Raw genomic sequence first — 15,822 nt, forward strand, 5'->3', positions numbered from 1 at the left:
GTTGTGCGTTGCGTAATTTATTAAGAAAACCAAGTACTCTTATAAATAATTGTTTAAATTTGAGAGTGTAATTAACTATCAACCAATATTTTAAATTTTTATTTATGAGCAAGAGAGACGAATTAATTGAAAAATATGCTGCAGATTTAAAAGATAAGTGTGGTGTAACTCCAGATATGGATTTATTGACAAAAGTAACTATTGGTTGTGGCCCGTCAATTTACAACGCAGATGCTGCAACAGTCGCTGGAAGCCAGCAATCAGAATTAGATACGGTAAAAAATAACTTTTTAATCAAAAAATTAGGACTTAAAGAGGGTCCAGATTTAGATACAGGAATTGATGCAGTTATTGAAAAGTATGGTCGCTCAAATACAAATAAATACAGAGCAGTTGTATATTATCTATTAGCTGTTCACTTTAAAAAGGAAAGTGTCTACAATTAGTAAATTGATATAAAAATATAAAAGCGCCTTTTGGGCGCTTTTATTATGAGTAATGTATAGGTTTTTAACGAATTGGTGTAGGAAACACTGGTAAACTTGCATGTCCTAATTCATCAATTGATTGCACGGCAAAAAGAAAATTATCTTTTGAATAGGGTATCGTTGTTTTTGTATCTGATACAAAAATTGATTTTTGCCAATTGGTGTCAGAAGTTTCTCTTACTAATACTTGGTAACCATATACTTTTTTACCTTCTGGAGCTTTCCATACCAAAGTAGAAAAATTAGTAAGGTCTTTTACTTCAATTCCCACATTTGTTGGGGCTTTAGGGGCTGAAGCCAAATTAGCTAATGTGGCCAAATTTGAAGCTGCTATTTTTCTAAGGTATTCAAAATCCATAAATTCAGGAAGGTCACCATATTTAATCTCATTTTCTGTTCTTAGATCTTGATGCTGGTGGTCGTGATTTTCATTCATTTCGCAAAAACGAATCGCTGTAAAACCATTTTGACTAAAAGGAGTGTGGTCACCCCCACGTAAAAAACGATCATTTCTATAAACAAGATTTATTTCTAGCTGGTCTACGTATTGATCAGTAGTTGTTTTAATGTAACGTGCTAATAATCTTGATGGGCTATCATTATCTCTGTTGATTAGCTTTCGCATTTTAGCTTCGTCTTCTGTTTCTAGATAAGGGGTGGCTTCGCTAAAAACTCTCACCTTAGTATTGTCTCTTAAATTTGTTCCGCTTGATAAACTGTTTCCTATCATGTCATTGTTTAGCATGGCAATAATATTCCAATTTTCTTTTTTGGCTAGTTCAGCCAAATGTCTTGCGCCGTACAATCCTTGTTCTTCTCCTGTAACGGCAACAAAAAGGATTGTATAAGGAAAACTTCTTTTGCTCATAATCTTGGCGAGCTCCATCATGGCGGCTACTCCTGAACCATCATCATTTGCGCCTGGTGCATCTGATTTAGCGTCCATAACATCAGTAACTCTAGAATCTAAATGACCACTAATGATAAGTACGCGATCATCTGTAGGATCCGTTCCTTTGAGAGTAGCCATAACATTTCCTAGTTGGCTATCAACTGCAATGCGTCTGCCATCTGCTTTTATGGTGAAATAATCAATGGCTGAAGTTAGTCTCCCACTGGATTGCAAGGCGTATTTATCAAACTCTGATTTGACCCATTGCTGTGCTGCGCCAATGCCTCGCGTTTTACTTTTGGTATCGCTTAAGGTATGTCTTGTTCCAAAGGAAACGAGTTTTTTTACCGTATTTTCTAGGTTTTCAGCTTTGACCTCGGTAATCATTTTTTTGATTTCGGGATCATCGACTGTAATTTGAGCAATGCTAATTTGAGTAAAAAAAAATAAGGCAAAGAGGAGGCAAAAAGGATTTGGTTTCATTTGATTTTTGGTATTTAATTTTCAGATTTTAAAATTAAGTAAAAAAAGAAAGTTAATGGGTAGTAAAATAAATTTTAATAGTTGTTTAAGACTTTTTTTGATGGTTTTATAGAAAACGAAGCGCTCTAATTTAGCCCTGATAGGAGCGAGTATCCTTTTTGGGCTGGGGTTTAGCCCAAAAGATACTGTGGATAGCAGGACTAAACATTCTGTGAGGCTGAGGTGTTTTTGCTTCTAATAAGGAAAATATATGGGAATTGTAAGATGGTGTAGGGTTACTATTTTCAAACTTCGTACCTTTGCGCTTTAGAAAATACAAGAAAATGATTGAAATAGGAAAATACAATACGCTTACAATACTTCGTGACACAAAAGTTGGTTTATTTCTGGGAACACCAGAGACTGATCCTGAAGGGATACACGACATACTTTTACCCAATAAATATGTGCCTAACGAATTTGAGATAGGTGAGGAGTTGATTGTTTTTGTTTATTTAGATCATGAAGAACGTCCAGTTGCAACCACATTAGAACCTTATATTTTATTGAATGAATTTGCACTTTTGCGTGTGAACTATGTCAACCAGATAGGTGCTTTTATGGATTGGGGAATGGAAAAAGATATTTTGGTTCCGTTTAAAGAGCAGGCTCGTCCTATGGAAAAAGGAAAGCGCTACTTGGTTTATCTTTATATGGATGAGAAAACGAACCGTTTAGTAGCTTCAAGTAAGACGAATCAATTTCTTAAAAATGAAGAGCTTACTGTTGAAAAAGGAGAAGAAGTAGAGTTGATCGTTTCGCATATTACAGAGATAGGAATCAATGTAATTATCAACGAGCGTCACAAAGGATTACTTTATAAAGATGAAGTGTATGATGATGCAATTCGTACGGGAGATCGTATGCGAGGATACATTAAAAACATTCGTCCTGATAATAAAATCGATGTTTCATTACAGATTCAAGGATATGAAAGTATCGAACCAAATGCAGATATAATTTTGGATGAACTAAGAGCGAGTCGTGGTTTCTTACGATTAACAGATAGCTCTCATCCTGAAGACATTAAAACGGTTCTGAAAATGAGTAAAAAAACCTTTAAGAAAGCGATTGGAGCATTATACAGGGAGAAATTAATTGAAATTAAGGAAGACGGGATTTATCTCGTTAAGGAATAAAAAAAAGAAAGACTAATCGAGATGATTAGTCTTTCTCTTTTTTAGTTTGTTTCGAGTAATCGAAGTACAAAGCTAAAAAATAATCTAGGGTAAACATTTACTTACATGCTAGACTTATATTGTAATAAAAACCATTTGGTTTCTTTTTATTGTATAAAGATAGTAAATCCAAAATTCTACTGTGATGTAACTTTGTTATTGCAGCGGTATGGTTTTCATAATCTTTCTTTTAACCGTAGGTGTTACTATAGTCCTTTCACAATTTCGGTAAATTGCTTTCCCGTTTTCTCGCTTTTTCTGTTGTTATTATTTAAAACCACAAAATAAGGAGCGACAAAATTTTTAATTGAATTCAAATCATTCTTTTTTTAGGTTAATAAATCAGTTAAATTTTAACGCTAAATCTGCATAATTTAATTGTATTCTGCTGATTAGCTTGGTTTAAAATTAGTGATTATAATAGTTACCCACTGTTAATATTTTGTTTTTTTTTAAATTTTAACACTTTAAAACGGTTATATAAAGGAAGGATTTCCAAAGCTTCCCCTAATAGAATAGTATAAAATGCAAAAAATGATTTATTTTTACACTTGAATAATTTAAATCAATTATAATGGATTGGATCACTGCCAAAGAATATGAAGATATCACCTATAAGAAATGCAATGGGGTCGCTAGAATAGCGTTTAATAGACCTGATGTTCGCAATGCTTTTCGTCCCAAAACAACAGCTGAGTTATACAACGCATTTTATGATGCACAAGAAGACACTTCTATAGGGGTTGTTTTGCTGTCTGCTGAAGGTCCTTCATCTAAAGATGGAGTATACTCTTTTTGTAGTGGTGGAGATCAAAATGCGCGTGGTCATCAGGGTTATGTAGGAGAGGACGGTCAGCATCGTTTAAATATATTAGAAGTACAACGTTTAATTCGTTTTATGCCGAAGGTTGTGATTGCTGTAGTTCCAGGTTGGGCAGTAGGTGGTGGTCATAGTTTACATGTTGTTTGTGATCTAACTCTAGCGAGCAAGGAACACGCCATCTTCAAGCAAACGGATGCTGATGTGACCAGTTTTGATGGTGGTTATGGATCTGCTTACCTTGCAAAAATGGTAGGTCAGAAAAAAGCACGTGAAATCTTTTTCTTAGGACGTAATTACTCTGCTCAGGACGCAATGGATATGGGAATGGTAAATGCCGTTATTCCGCATGCTGAATTAGAAGATACTGCTTATGAGTGGGCACAAGAGATATTAGGAAAATCACCTATGGCTATCAAAATGTTGAAATTTGCCATGAACCTGACTGATGATGGGATGGTGGGACAACAGGTTTTTGCAGGTGAAGCCACTCGATTAGCCTATATGACAGAAGAAGCTAAAGAAGGTAGAAATGCATTCCTTGAAAAGCGTAAGCCTAATTTTGAAAAAAAATGGTTGCCATAAAAGGTTTAAAGTTTAAGGTTTGAAGTTGTCTTAGTAAAGACCTTTAAATTGTCATACATTAAATTTTAAACAAAAAATAAATGGAGAATTTTACAAATGAAATAATTGATACGACAGCGCTTCCTAAATTTGAGGAAGTGCAGTTCTCTGTTTTACATGCTGATTATTGGAAAGTGACTTTGCTAAATGTATTTTTCTTTTTCTTGCTAATGGGAGTTGGCTTAGGAGTATTGCTATTTTTTAACCGTGGATTATTGGTTTTTGCGGTTGTAATTTCAGCGGCTTATTTTGTTTTCCTTTTTCTTGTTTTGTTGCTTTCGAGAATTAGCTTTAAGAAAAAAGGATTTGCCTTCAGGACGCATGATGTTCTTTTTAGGCATGGTGTGATAGCGACAAATACAATTGTAATTCCTTATAATAGAATACAACATGTAGCTTTACATGAAGGGTTTGTTTCACGTTATTTTGGATTGGCAAAAATTGAAATTTTCACTGCGGGTGGTAGTTCAAGTGATTTAGAAGTTCCAGGAATAGCTATAGGACAAGCAGAAAATATTAAACAATTGTTGATGGGGAAAATACAAAAGCAATTGTAATGGAGGAGCAGCTTAATCAACCTCAAAGACAGTCCTCTATTGGGATAGTTATACTTTTTTTTGATACTGTACAAAAATGGGGGCGCGGTTTGTGGCCCATTTTGCTGGTCTATGTTGTTAAATTCGATGAATTAAATAAGTACTACATTTTTTTAGGAATAGGTGTTTTTTTAATAGTAACAGCGGTAGTAGCGTATTTAAAATACTTGAATTTTACTTTTTATCTACAGGATGAAGATGAAGAGTTTATTATTAACGAAGGAATTTTAAATAAAACTAAAACGATTATTCAGCTGGATAAAATTCAGCAAGTAGATATAAATCAGTCTTTAATACAGCGATTTATCGGTGTTTATGAGTTGAATGTGGATACGGCAGGAAGTGCTAAGGAAGAAGGGAAAATTAAAGCAATTTCGCATCAGTTAGCTTTGGCTTTAAAGGCTCGACTATTGTATAATAACAAGAAAATTAATATTTCATCTGATCAGCAAACGGTTGTGGAAGAGGAAGGTGTTGAGAAAGAGTCCGTTGTCAAGATTAGCTTTTTGAGTTTGTTAAAAGTAGGGATTACTTCTAATTATGTGAAAACGCTGGGTTTAATATTGGCTTTTTTTACAACTTTATATGAACAAAGTAAAAGCTTTATAGCGGAATCAGATTTTGATGAAGAACAGTTTGATGCTTATTTAGAGCAACGTTCGGTGATAAGTTCGATTGTGTTTTTTTTCGTCTTGATGTTTGCTTTGGTTTTGATCATCAATTTAATTCGGGTAGTCTTTAAGTATTTTGATTACAAGGTAGCGAAGCAAAACAATTCATTATTGCTTTCTTTTGGCTTGTTAAGCACTAAGAATACTATTGTGAAGCCGGAAAAAGTACAAATTGTCACTGTTACCAGAAATTATTTTCAAAAGAAAATGAATATTCTGGAAATAAAGATAAAACAAGCGACCAGCAGTGATAAAGAGGATCGTAAGTCTGTAATAGAAATTCCGGGTTGTAATGAAAATGAAAAAGAGGCTGTTTTTAAATTGTTGTTTCAAAAAATTCCCGTTAAAGGAATTGTTTTAAAACCAAATTACCGCAAACTTGTCTTTTCTGTGTTTTTGTCAATGATACTTCCGGTAGCGGCTTTTTTTGCTTTTGCAAAATATGTTCAGCCAGTATTTTTTGACTATTCATACGCTGTAGTGTTGTATGTGTTATTTGTAGGGCTGATTGTTTATTTTGGATTTCAAAATAACAGACTTTATATTAACGATGACTTTATAATTAAACAAAGCGGTGCTTGGGATATTGATAACAAAATAATTGAGCCTAGTAAAATTCAGGCGATTACTACTTCACAGTTGTTTTGGCACAAGAAGGCAAATATTGGCTCGATAATAATACATACAGCAGGAGGGAATCTTACGTTTCAATTGGCGAATTTTAGTACTGTAAAACACTATGTTAACCTATGGTTGTACAAGGTGGAAACGTCAAATGAGAATTGGATGTAAGCAAACATTGTGCTTAGAATAGAGAATGAATTATAAAAATATAGTAAAGTAAAATAAAATGAGACATTGGATTGAAGCAGCAAGAATAAGAACATTACCATTATCTGTTTCTGGTATAATTGTGGGAAGTATGTATGCCTTGGCAAACCCAACGGATAATATACTTACACCAACAGAAGTGTTTAACTGGAGGATTTTTGGTTTTGCCATTTTAACTACGCTTGGATTGCAGATTTTATCAAATTTTGCCAATGATTATGGTGACGGGATCAAAGGGACGGATAATGAGGATCGTGTGGGACCAAAAAGAGCGATTCAAAGTGGTGTGATTACGCCACAAGCAATGAAAGTAGCGATTATAATTACGTCCTTGCTTACGCTGCTTTCAGCAATACTATTGATTTATTTTGCATTCGCAGATACAAATCTATTTTATTCCTTGTTCTATTTGGTATTAGGTATACTAGCGATCTTATCGGCAATCCGATACACAATTGGATCAAAAGCTTATGGATATCGTGGGCTTGGTGATGTATTCGTATTTGTGTTTTTTGGACTAGTGAGTACCTTAGGAGTAAATTTTTTGTATTCAAAACAAATAGATATCGAACTCTTTTTGCCAGCAATGGCAATTGGATTTTTGAGTGTTGGTGTTTTAAATTTGAATAATATGCGCGATGAAGCGTCAGATAGAAAAGTAGGCAAAAATACTTTAGTTGTTAAAATGGGTGGTAAAAAAGCAAAGTTATATCATTACTTTTTAGTAACTTTTGCTATGGCTTTGGTGGTTGTTTTTGCTCTTATTAATAATTTTAAGTTTGACCAGTACATATTTTTATTAGCTTACATACCTTTAACTAAACATTTGAGTAATGTTTATAAAAATAAAGAGCCTAAGGCATTAGATCCAGAATTAAAAAAATTAGCGTTAAGTACATTTGCGCTTTCAGTACTATTGGCTCTATGTATGATTTATTTCTTTTCAGATATCATTGTAAATACCCTTTTAGGAGGACGATAAATAAACTATAAATTATGAAAATTACATTTTACGGACACGCCTCTCTTGGAATCGAGGTAGGCGGAAAACACATTTTAGTAGATCCATTTATTTCGGCTAATCCATTGGCAGGAGATATTGATATTACTACAATAAAAGCAGATTATATTTTACTGACGCATGCGCACGGCGATCACATTTTGGATGTGGAAGCAATTGCAAAGCGTACGAATGCAGTCATCGTTTCAAACGCTGAGATTGCGGGTCATTATGCCGCCAAAGGGTTTCAGGCGCATCCTATGAATCACGGCGGAAGCTGGGTTTTTGATTTCGGGAAAGTGAAATACGTAAATGCTATTCATTCTAGTTCGTTTCCTGACGGGGCAAGCGGTGGTAATCCAGGAGGATTTGTTATCGAGGGCGAACACAAAAACATTTACATCGCGGGAGATACAGCCCTGACAATGGATATGAAGTTGATTCCAATGCGTACCAAACTTGATTTAGCAATTCTTCCTATAGGCGACAACTTCACTATGGATGTTGAGGATGCTATTTTGGCTTCAGACTTTGTGCAGTGTGATAAAGTTCTGGGGTATCACTATGACACCTTTGGTTATATCGAAATTGATCATAAAGCGGCTATTCAGCAGTTTTTCGATAAAGGAAAAGATTTGATGTTGCTAAAAATAGGGGAGAGTATCGAATTATAAAATAATTTAGGAGCTATTTCCAGCTGTTTGCTACAATCTTATGTGCCGTCCCGAAGTGTCGGGACCAGCACATAAGGATTTCCACTTCCATCTGGGCTAGTTTCGTATAGTTAACACAAAACACACCAGTGAATAGAATAGTTTTTCTGCTATTGATTAGCATTTTTTATCAGTCGGGATTTGCTCAACAAGACGGTTATTGGGATAAAGACAGAGCGACAACAAAGGAAATCATTGTTTCTGCACGTGATAGAATTGTCATTAAAACAGACGATTTTCCCATAGGAACGACCGAGTTAATTTACAGAATTACCCTTTTAGATGATAATCAAAAAATGGCGGGTAGTTTAGTTTCTCTTTTAAAAGCAATTCCGGACCCTACGGGAATCAGTCAAGGCTCTGCGGGTGCAGTTTTCTTGCTTTCTCGTATTTCAGGTGAGGACAAAAGTAAGTATGCAATTTTCTCTTCTAATGAACTGGCATTAGCGTATCAAAAGAGCGGTAAAATGGATCAAGGGTGCTTAGCGCAAGAGACGCCATTAAGCAAAGACGCAAAACGATTGTCGATTGATAAGTCTTCTTGTTTGAAAAACACGACTGGGAATCTGTGGTTTGGTTTCGAAAGTTCAAATTGGATTATGAAACAAAAAATCATTCTTGAGGTAGTGCCTTGGGTAGATGCTAAATTAAGCAGAGGTTGGACTTTAGAAAATAGAAAATTCATTATCAATCAATGCAAAACGTCTGCATTAGCTCGAAAACTGGCAAACTCTGATGATTTTTGTATTTGTATTGAAGAGAAAATTCAAAAAAAGTATAAGTTTCAGGAATTTCAGAGCCTTCTAGCTATAGAACAAGCAAAAGTATACAAGGATAATGGCGAAAGTTGTATTAACGAAACAAGCGTTTCTAATGGGGTCTATAGTGATTTGCGTAATCAGACATTAAATTTTGCTAAGAAAGGCGAATATGGGCGTTCAATAGAGGCGTATGCAAGGATTATCAATGAAGGAAAGTCGACTGCGGTAGATTACTGCAATATTGGGTTTGGCTATATTGTTACTAAACAATATGGGAAGGCAATCAAATTTCTAAAAGAAGGAGAGAAGCTAGATGATACAGAGTTGTTAGTAAAGCTCAACTTAGCGCATGCTTATTTACTGAATGATGAATTTAGAAATGCAAAATCCATCTACAAGGAATACCAATCTCAAAATGTCAACGACAGCGTAAGTTGGACTCAAAAAATAAAACAAGATTTTGCAGTATTTAAAAAAGCAGGTATTCAAAGTGATGATTTTGATAGGGTTTTAAAATTGTTAGCACATTAGAAAATATGAAAAAAGCAATTGGTTATATGCGATTAGTAGGTTTGATTTTTCTTTTTGTAGGGGTGATTTTAAATCTCCAAATGTACATTTATGAGGAAACGCCGCATTATTTATATCTTATATTCTGTCTTTTCGGAGTTTTATTAATTGGGCTATCTTACTTAATAAAACGAAAGCAATAATTTAATTTATCAATTAGAACGCAGTTGAGAAGCGTTCAAAAACGTAGTTAACCTTACTAAAATGGCAAGGGTAATTGCAGTTAAAGCAAAATATGAAAGCAACCTATCATAAATACATGTTGGATTTTAAACGCCCTTCTGGAACTTCTCGAGGCGTTATGACCGAAAAAGAAACCTGGTTTTTAGTACTTGAAAAAGACGGAAAAACAGGAATAGGCGAGTGCGGAATTTTGAGAGGATTAAGTATCGATGATCGGCCAGACTATGAAGAAAAATTGCAGTGGACTTGCGCTAATATTCATCTTGGAAAAGACCAACTTTGGGAAGTATTAGTAGAGTTTCCTTCTATACAATTTGGAGTCGAAATAGCGTTTCAATCTCTGTATAGTGAAACCCCTTTTTTATTGTTTCCGTCGGAGTTTACAAATGGTACAAAATCAATTCAAATCAATGGTCTCGTTTGGATGGGTGAAGCCTCGTTTATGAAGCAACAAATAGAAGAGAAGTTGGCACAAGGATTTGCTTGTGTGAAACTTAAAATTGGTGCAATAGATTTTGGTGTAGAACTGGATTTATTACGTTATATCAGGCAACATTTTACTCCGGAGCAGGTTGAAATCAGAGTCGATGCTAACGGTGCTTTTGGTTCAAATGAAGCTTTAGATAAGATAACACAATTATCTGAATTTAAGTTGCATAGTATAGAGCAACCGATACAAAAAAACAATACTGACAGGATGGCAGAGCTGTGTAAAATCACTCCCATGCCTATTGCTTTAGATGAAGAATTGATTGGTGTGTTTTTATTTGAAGAAAAGGAACAATTATTGCAAAAAATCAAACCGCAATACATCATTTTAAAACCTAGTTTTATAGGAGGTTTTAGAGGAACACAAGAATGGATTTCATTGGCTGAAAAACACCATATTGGATGGTGGATTACCTCTGCTTTAGAAAGTAATATTGGTTTAAATGCCATTGCTCAATGGACTTTTTTACAAGATAATTTGATGCCGCAAGGCCTTGGGACAGGTGCTCTTTATACCAATAATTTTGAGTGCCCTCTAACTGTTTCTAAAGGGCAGCTTTGGTATGAAAAAGCTAAGGAATGGGAATTCAGTTTAAAGGAGATTATGAGAGATTTTTAGTTTGTGATTTACTTCTAGAAGTAGTTATTTGTTTATTGATATGATCAATTAATTGATTTTTATCAATAGGTTTTGAAATGTATCCGTTGCCTCCAACTTTAATCGCTTTTTCAGCTTCGTCAGTAAATACAAACGCACTTTGCGTAATTATAATTACCTCTTCATTAAACTCCCTTATTTTTTTAATAGCTTCATATCCATTCATCACTGGCATTTGAATGTCCATTAGAATAATATCGATATCAGGATTGTTTTTACATAAATTAACCGCTTCAAATCCATTTCTAGCTATTAATAAGTTTTCTCCAAATATTTTTAAAATTTTAGAAATAAACTTTAAAGAGATACTATCATCTTCCGCTACAAGAATTTTTAATTTTTGTGGTTCATAAGGAATGGTTAATAAGGAATTTTGAACTTCTTTGTAAGTTTCGTAGGGCTCAATAATTGGTATTTTGAAATAAAAGACCGCACCATTATCTGCATTGTTTTCTGCCCAGATGGAACCACCTAAAAGGTCAGCGTACGATTTAGAAATATATAAACCCAATCCAGCACCATCATAATTTCTGTTTAAAGAATCATCCAGCTGTCTAAAACGTTCAAAAATGATTTCTGTTTTAGTAGAATCGATTCCTATGCCTGAATCCTTTACATAAAAAACAATAGAATTATTCTCTTTAAAACATCCTACTTCTATTATTCCATGGTCGGTAAATTTTAAGGCATTGCTAAGTAAATGTGATAATACAGTGTAGACTTTTTCTTCATCTGTGTGTATTAAATTATCGGCTGTACCTAAAGTATTGTTTATTGTAAGGAGGATATTTTTTTGCTTGGCTTTAGCTTTAAAAACTGCATAAATAGAATAAATTTGATCTTTCACTGAGGTTTCTTTGTAGGATAGGTTCATTTGTCCTGATTCTATCTTAGAAACACTAACGATATCATTTATGATATTAAGCATTCTTTCACCGCTCTTTTCAATAACACGGATATATTCGCGTTGTTCTCGCCCAGTTAGTTTTGGCTCCTTTAAAAGCGCTGTAAAGCCTAAAATACCATTCATTGGAGTGCGAATTTCATGACTCATGTTCGCGAGGAAAGAAGATTTTAAACGGTCTCCCTCTTCTGCTTTCTCTTTTGCATATATTAATTCCCTATTAATTTTTTGAATTTGGATAATACTGTCGTAGAGTTCTCTATTTCTGACCTCTAGTTTTGTATTCAAATTTTGAGATTTCTTTTCAGCTAATTTGCTTTCTGTGATATCCTTAAAAAAAATAACGATCCCTTCTTTACTAGGTATTATACGATTTTCAAACCAGCGGTTCCATGGAACATAATAATCTTCAAAAAAAACCTCTCTTTTGGTTTTCATCGCTTTGTAATACACTTTATAGTATGGTGTTTGAGTAGAATCGGGGAATATAACCCACGCATTTTCACCAATGAGGTTTTCTGGTTTCTTTCCAATCATCACGCCTGCTTTCTGGTTTACAAAAGTGTACTTCCAATCCTTGTCGATGGCAACAAAAGCATCTGACATGTTTTCTAAAGATATTGTCAGTTTTTCGTTTATGTGATCAATTTGATTTTCGTTATTTTGATTCTTGTCTGTTAATGTATCAAACTTTTCTTTTAATGAATTATAATCTTGTTGAAGTTTGTGAAAATCGGTGGCGATTTTAGTGGTATTTAAATTCTTATGATTCATCACTAATAAATTCAAATTAGGAATACATATAAATATATTCCGTATCAATTTTAAAAATATAGAAGTATTTAATATATAGTAGATTAGGAGGAGAGTAAATCTAATAAATAAAAATTGATAAATTTAAAGTTTTTGTTTTTTTTGTGATTTGTTTTCAATAATAATAGGGTAGTTATAGAATAAAGTATAATTTACTGCATTTTTTTTGCGAATTTACCTATTGTCATTCCTTGTACTAAAATGGAGAAGCAAACAATTACATACGTGATGGTAACCCAAATATCCTTATTAAACTCAGGAGCGATAGATAAGGCAAGTGCGATAGAAATTCCACCTCTTAATCCACCCCAAGTTAATATAAGAATGGTTTTTTGAGTGATCCTTTCCTTTAAACGAACGGCGATAGAAGGGATGTAAATTGAAATGTACCTTGTAATCAAAGTTATTAATAATAGAATTACCGCTGCAAAAAGTATTTTTTCATTAGTTTGTATGATTAATAATTCTAAACCTATCAGAACAAACAATACAGCATTTAAAATCTCATCAATAAGCTCCCAGAATTTATCGATATATTCAGCTGTTACGTCTGACATTCCTAATTTTTTACCTTGATTTCCGGTAATCAATCCTGCAGCAACCATAGCAAGTGGTCCAGAAACATGTATATAATGAGCTAGCGTATAGCCTCCCATTACAATGGCTAAGGTAATTAATACTTCTACCTGATAATTGTCAATACTGGCTATCAATTTGTATCCTATATAACCAATTCCAAGTCCTAGTAGTAAACCGCCGATAGCTTCTTGCCCAAATAATAATAAGATACTGCTTATTTCTAAATTAGCTCCTGGTTGTGCTAATTTTAAAATGGTTATGAAAACAACAACAGCTACTCCGTCATTGAATAATGATTCACCGGCTATTTTAGTCTCTAATGATTTACTCACACCAGCACTTTTTAAGATACTCAAGACGGCAATCGGATCAGTAGGGGAAATCAGTGCGCCAAATAACATGGCATGAATTAACTGTACATTAACGCCCATAAAAGTCAATAAATAGTAGCTCGCAAATCCGATTATGAAAGTACTAATTAATACACTAATAGTTGAAAAAAGTAAAATACTCAGTTTTTCATTATTCAAGTCTTTAAATTTGATATGAATCGCTCCTGCAAATAACATAAAGCTTAGCATTCCTTCTAACAATAGTTCGCTAAAATTAATATTGTCCATTTTTAGTGCTATACTCTCTTTAAACGAGGGGAAGTAGTAGCCAAGAATTAGTATTATGAATGAAAAAATTAAAGAGACCAGCATCAGTCCTATTGCATTTGGTAATTTTAGGATTCTAAAATTGATATAAGCGAAGCCTGCTGACAGAACAATAAGTATTGAAAAAAGATGAAATAGATTCATTTTTATTTTTTGATGTTAACGTTAAAATCTGGTGCTTGTACTAATTGGAATGTTGCAGAAGCCATTTTTACGGCTCCATTTGTTTTTTCAATTTCAGTTAAGATTTTTGTAAACAATTCTGATTTTGTAGCTCTTCTTCTTTTATATCCCACAACGTAACGGAGGGTGTATTCGGCCCAATTATCATTGGCAATTAAGGAGATCATTGGTTCAGTCTGTGCATCTTCTAAACGGTATTTGTTTTGTAAGGAAGTCCATTTTTCTTTGGATCTAACAGTTAAGTCTCCAGCTACTTCAACTCCCGCTTTTAGAATTATTTGCTTTGCTTTTTCATAATCACTTCCATACTGAATAGGGATTTTTATTTCATCCCATAAAAAAGGGAAATCACCTGAATAGTTAAATACCGGTTCCTTAAAAACATAGCTGTTAGCTATTAATACAATTCGACCATTATAGAGATCGCCATCAACCCATTGCCCTGTTTCCATTATGGTAGTTCTTAAAACACCAATATCCATTACGTCGCCTTTGATTCCACCAAGCTGAACGCGATCCCCAGTGTTGTAAAACCCTCCAAACATGATAGCTAACCAACCTGCAAATGAAGCAATTACTTCTTGGAGAGCAAAAGCGATACCCGCACCTGCAACTCCTAAAGCAACAGTTAAATTGCCGAGTTTATCACTGAATATGACTGTTAAAAGAATTATGGTTAAAAAATAACCAATGAAACTGCTGAATTTTTTCGCTTTGTAGCGATTGTTATTGTCTTTAATCTTCGAAAAAAGGTTTTTTTGAATAGCATTTATTAGCATCCAAATTACTGCGATGCCTATAAAAAAGCTTACAATTTTACCAACTGTAGGGTTGTAAAGGTATTCTTGAATTTGCTCTTCCATTTGTTATTTGTTAATGTGAACAACGCGCTGAGGGAAAGGAATAGTAATGTTATTATTTTTAAACAATTCGAAGATCTTTATTCTCATTTCGCTTTTGATGTTTTCAACGCGAAATAATTCTTCAGACCAGAAAATTATTGAAAAGTTTAATGATGAATCACCAAAATCTGTAAAACGAATAAATGGACTAGGTTCTTTCAAAACGCTACCTTGATTATCTACAGCTTCTTTTAGTATCTTCATTACCTGTGTAACATCCGAAGAATAATCTACTCCTACGGTTACTTCAAAGCGAGAGGCATGATTATTATGTGTCCAGTTGATTAATTGATTTTTTGTTAAATCAGAATTAGGTAAAATGATATATTTGTCATCTCTAGTTAGAACTGTCGTAGTACGTAAATTAATTTCTTGTACAGTACACACCATTCCGTTTAATTCGATAACATCATTTACTTTTACAGAGGAATCAAGCAGCAGTAAAATTCCAGAAATAAAATCACTAAAAAGATTCTGAAGCCCTAAACCGATCCCTACTAAAAGAGCTGCTGATCCCGCTACAAGTACTGATAAATTAAAACCAAATAATTGTAATCCAGCAATAATCGATACTAGAATAATTAAATATCGAACTAGTCTATATATAGAATACTTTTTGGCTACATCAATTTTATCGACTTTATAAATCGCCTTTCTAATAAGCTTTAAAACGAGTAGGACTAGGATTATAAAAACAATCAGCTTTATTAGACTAATAACCTTAATGCTAAAACCACCATCTTGAAAAAGAGTATAGTCGATTATTTTCTTCATGTATTTTATTTT

At 33.8% G+C, this 15,822-nt stretch carries 14 protein-coding genes; 9 read left to right on the forward strand and 5 right to left on the reverse strand.

Annotation, left to right across the window (positions count from 1 at the left end; all coding sequences use genetic code 11):
• The first annotated feature begins 104 nt into the window (after nt 1–104).
• On the forward strand, nt 105–446 hold the full coding sequence (locus QO182_RS14755; protein WP_371562407.1) for a DUF2853 family protein: 342 nt from the start codon (nt 105–107) through the stop codon (nt 444–446).
• A gap of 64 nt (nt 447–510) precedes the next feature.
• Here the strand turns inward: QO182_RS14755 and QO182_RS14760 are convergent, their stop codons facing one another.
• On the reverse strand, nt 511–1,863 hold the full coding sequence (locus QO182_RS14760; protein WP_371562408.1) for a M28 family metallopeptidase: 1,353 nt from the start codon (nt 1,861–1,863) through the stop codon (nt 511–513).
• Between the two features lie 323 nt (nt 1,864–2,186).
• Here QO182_RS14760 and QO182_RS14765 point away from each other — a divergent pair, with 323 nt between their 5' ends.
• The 8 genes from QO182_RS14765 (at nt 2,187) to QO182_RS14800 (ending at nt 10,957) form a co-directional block, all read left to right on the forward strand.
• Nucleotides 2,187–3,041 carry a S1 RNA-binding domain-containing protein gene (locus tag QO182_RS14765; RefSeq protein ID WP_371538317.1) on the forward strand — a complete coding sequence of 285 codons (855 nt, stop codon included), beginning with the start codon at nt 2,187–2,189 and terminating at the stop codon, nt 3,039–3,041.
• A 613-nt stretch (nt 3,042–3,654) separates the two neighbouring features.
• Nucleotides 3,655–4,485 carry a 1,4-dihydroxy-2-naphthoyl-CoA synthase gene (locus QO182_RS14770; RefSeq protein WP_074724270.1) on the forward strand — a complete coding sequence of 277 codons (831 nt, stop codon included), beginning with the start codon at nt 3,655–3,657 and terminating at the stop codon, nt 4,483–4,485.
• Between the two features lie 80 nt (nt 4,486–4,565).
• Complete coding sequence (locus QO182_RS14775) at nt 4,566–5,081, forward strand: PH domain-containing protein (RefSeq protein WP_371562411.1); 516 nt, start codon at nt 4,566–4,568, stop codon at nt 5,079–5,081.
• Nucleotides 5,081–6,583 (forward strand): PH domain-containing protein, encoded by a 1,503-nt coding sequence (locus QO182_RS14780; protein ID WP_371562413.1) that lies wholly within the window; start codon nt 5,081–5,083, stop codon nt 6,581–6,583. Before QO182_RS14775 ends, QO182_RS14780 begins: the two co-directional genes overlap by 1 nt.
• A gap of 58 nt (nt 6,584–6,641) precedes the next feature.
• Nucleotides 6,642–7,604, forward strand: a complete 963-nt coding sequence (gene menA, locus QO182_RS14785; protein ID WP_371562416.1) for a 1,4-dihydroxy-2-naphthoate octaprenyltransferase — start codon at nt 6,642–6,644, stop codon at nt 7,602–7,604.
• Between the two features lie 14 nt (nt 7,605–7,618).
• A complete protein-coding gene (locus QO182_RS14790) occupies nt 7,619–8,296 on the forward strand; it encodes a metal-dependent hydrolase (protein ID WP_371562419.1) in 678 nt (225 codons plus the stop codon).
• 128 nt (nt 8,297–8,424) lie between these two features.
• Nucleotides 8,425–9,627 carry a tetratricopeptide repeat protein gene (locus tag QO182_RS14795; RefSeq protein WP_371562421.1) on the forward strand — a complete coding sequence of 401 codons (1,203 nt, stop codon included), beginning with the start codon at nt 8,425–8,427 and terminating at the stop codon, nt 9,625–9,627.
• Between the two features lie 274 nt (nt 9,628–9,901).
• Entirely contained in the window at nt 9,902–10,957 is a 1,056-nt protein-coding gene (locus tag QO182_RS14800) for an o-succinylbenzoate synthase (RefSeq protein ID WP_371562423.1), read from the forward strand.
• Here the strand turns inward: QO182_RS14800 and QO182_RS14805 are convergent.
• The 4 genes from QO182_RS14805 to QO182_RS14820 form a co-directional block, all read right to left on the reverse strand.
• Complete coding sequence (locus tag QO182_RS14805; RefSeq protein WP_371562426.1) at nt 10,941–12,674, reverse strand: response regulator; 1,734 nt, start codon at nt 12,672–12,674, stop codon at nt 10,941–10,943. The two genes, QO182_RS14800 and QO182_RS14805, sit on opposite strands and share 17 nt — an antisense overlap.
• 191 nt (nt 12,675–12,865) lie before the next feature.
• A complete protein-coding gene (locus QO182_RS14810) occupies nt 12,866–14,095 on the reverse strand; it encodes a cation:proton antiporter (protein ID WP_371562429.1) in 1,230 nt (409 codons plus the stop codon).
• Between the two features lie 2 nt (nt 14,096–14,097).
• Nucleotides 14,098–14,997 (reverse strand): mechanosensitive ion channel family protein, encoded by a 900-nt coding sequence (locus QO182_RS14815; RefSeq protein ID WP_371538328.1) that lies wholly within the window; start codon nt 14,995–14,997, stop codon nt 14,098–14,100.
• Nucleotides 14,998–15,000: 3 nt separating this feature from the next.
• On the reverse strand, nt 15,001–15,810 hold the full coding sequence (locus QO182_RS14820) for a mechanosensitive ion channel family protein (RefSeq protein WP_371538329.1): 810 nt from the start codon (nt 15,808–15,810) through the stop codon (nt 15,001–15,003).
• Nucleotides 15,811–15,822: the final 12 nt, after the last annotated feature.

The organism is Flavobacterium sp. Arc2, from assembly GCF_041431385.1.
Taxonomy (GTDB): domain Bacteria; phylum Bacteroidota; class Bacteroidia; order Flavobacteriales; family Flavobacteriaceae; genus Flavobacterium.

Coding starts and splice junctions, on each gene's coding strand:
- QO182_RS14755 (WP_371562407.1), top strand. CDS start 105: ATGAGCAAGAGAGACGAATTAATTGAAAAATATGCTGCAGATTTAAAA.
- QO182_RS14760 (WP_371562408.1), bottom strand. CDS start 1,863: ATGAAACCAAATCCTTTTTGCCTCCTCTTTGCCTTATTTTTTTTTACT.
- QO182_RS14765 (WP_371538317.1), top strand. CDS start 2,187: ATGATTGAAATAGGAAAATACAATACGCTTACAATACTTCGTGACACA.
- QO182_RS14770 (WP_074724270.1), top strand. CDS start 3,655: ATGGATTGGATCACTGCCAAAGAATATGAAGATATCACCTATAAGAAA.
- QO182_RS14775 (WP_371562411.1), top strand. CDS start 4,566: ATGGAGAATTTTACAAATGAAATAATTGATACGACAGCGCTTCCTAAA.
- QO182_RS14780 (WP_371562413.1), top strand. CDS start 5,081: ATGGAGGAGCAGCTTAATCAACCTCAAAGACAGTCCTCTATTGGGATA.
- menA (WP_371562416.1), top strand. CDS start 6,642: ATGAGACATTGGATTGAAGCAGCAAGAATAAGAACATTACCATTATCT.
- QO182_RS14790 (WP_371562419.1), top strand. CDS start 7,619: ATGAAAATTACATTTTACGGACACGCCTCTCTTGGAATCGAGGTAGGC.
- QO182_RS14800 (WP_371562423.1), top strand. CDS start 9,902: ATGAAAGCAACCTATCATAAATACATGTTGGATTTTAAACGCCCTTCT.
- QO182_RS14805 (WP_371562426.1), bottom strand. CDS start 12,674: ATGAATCATAAGAATTTAAATACCACTAAAATCGCCACCGATTTTCAC.
- QO182_RS14810 (WP_371562429.1), bottom strand. CDS start 14,095: ATGAATCTATTTCATCTTTTTTCAATACTTATTGTTCTGTCAGCAGGC.
- QO182_RS14815 (WP_371538328.1), bottom strand. CDS start 14,997: ATGGAAGAGCAAATTCAAGAATACCTTTACAACCCTACAGTTGGTAAA.
- QO182_RS14820 (WP_371538329.1), bottom strand. CDS start 15,810: ATGAAGAAAATAATCGACTATACTCTTTTTCAAGATGGTGGTTTTAGC.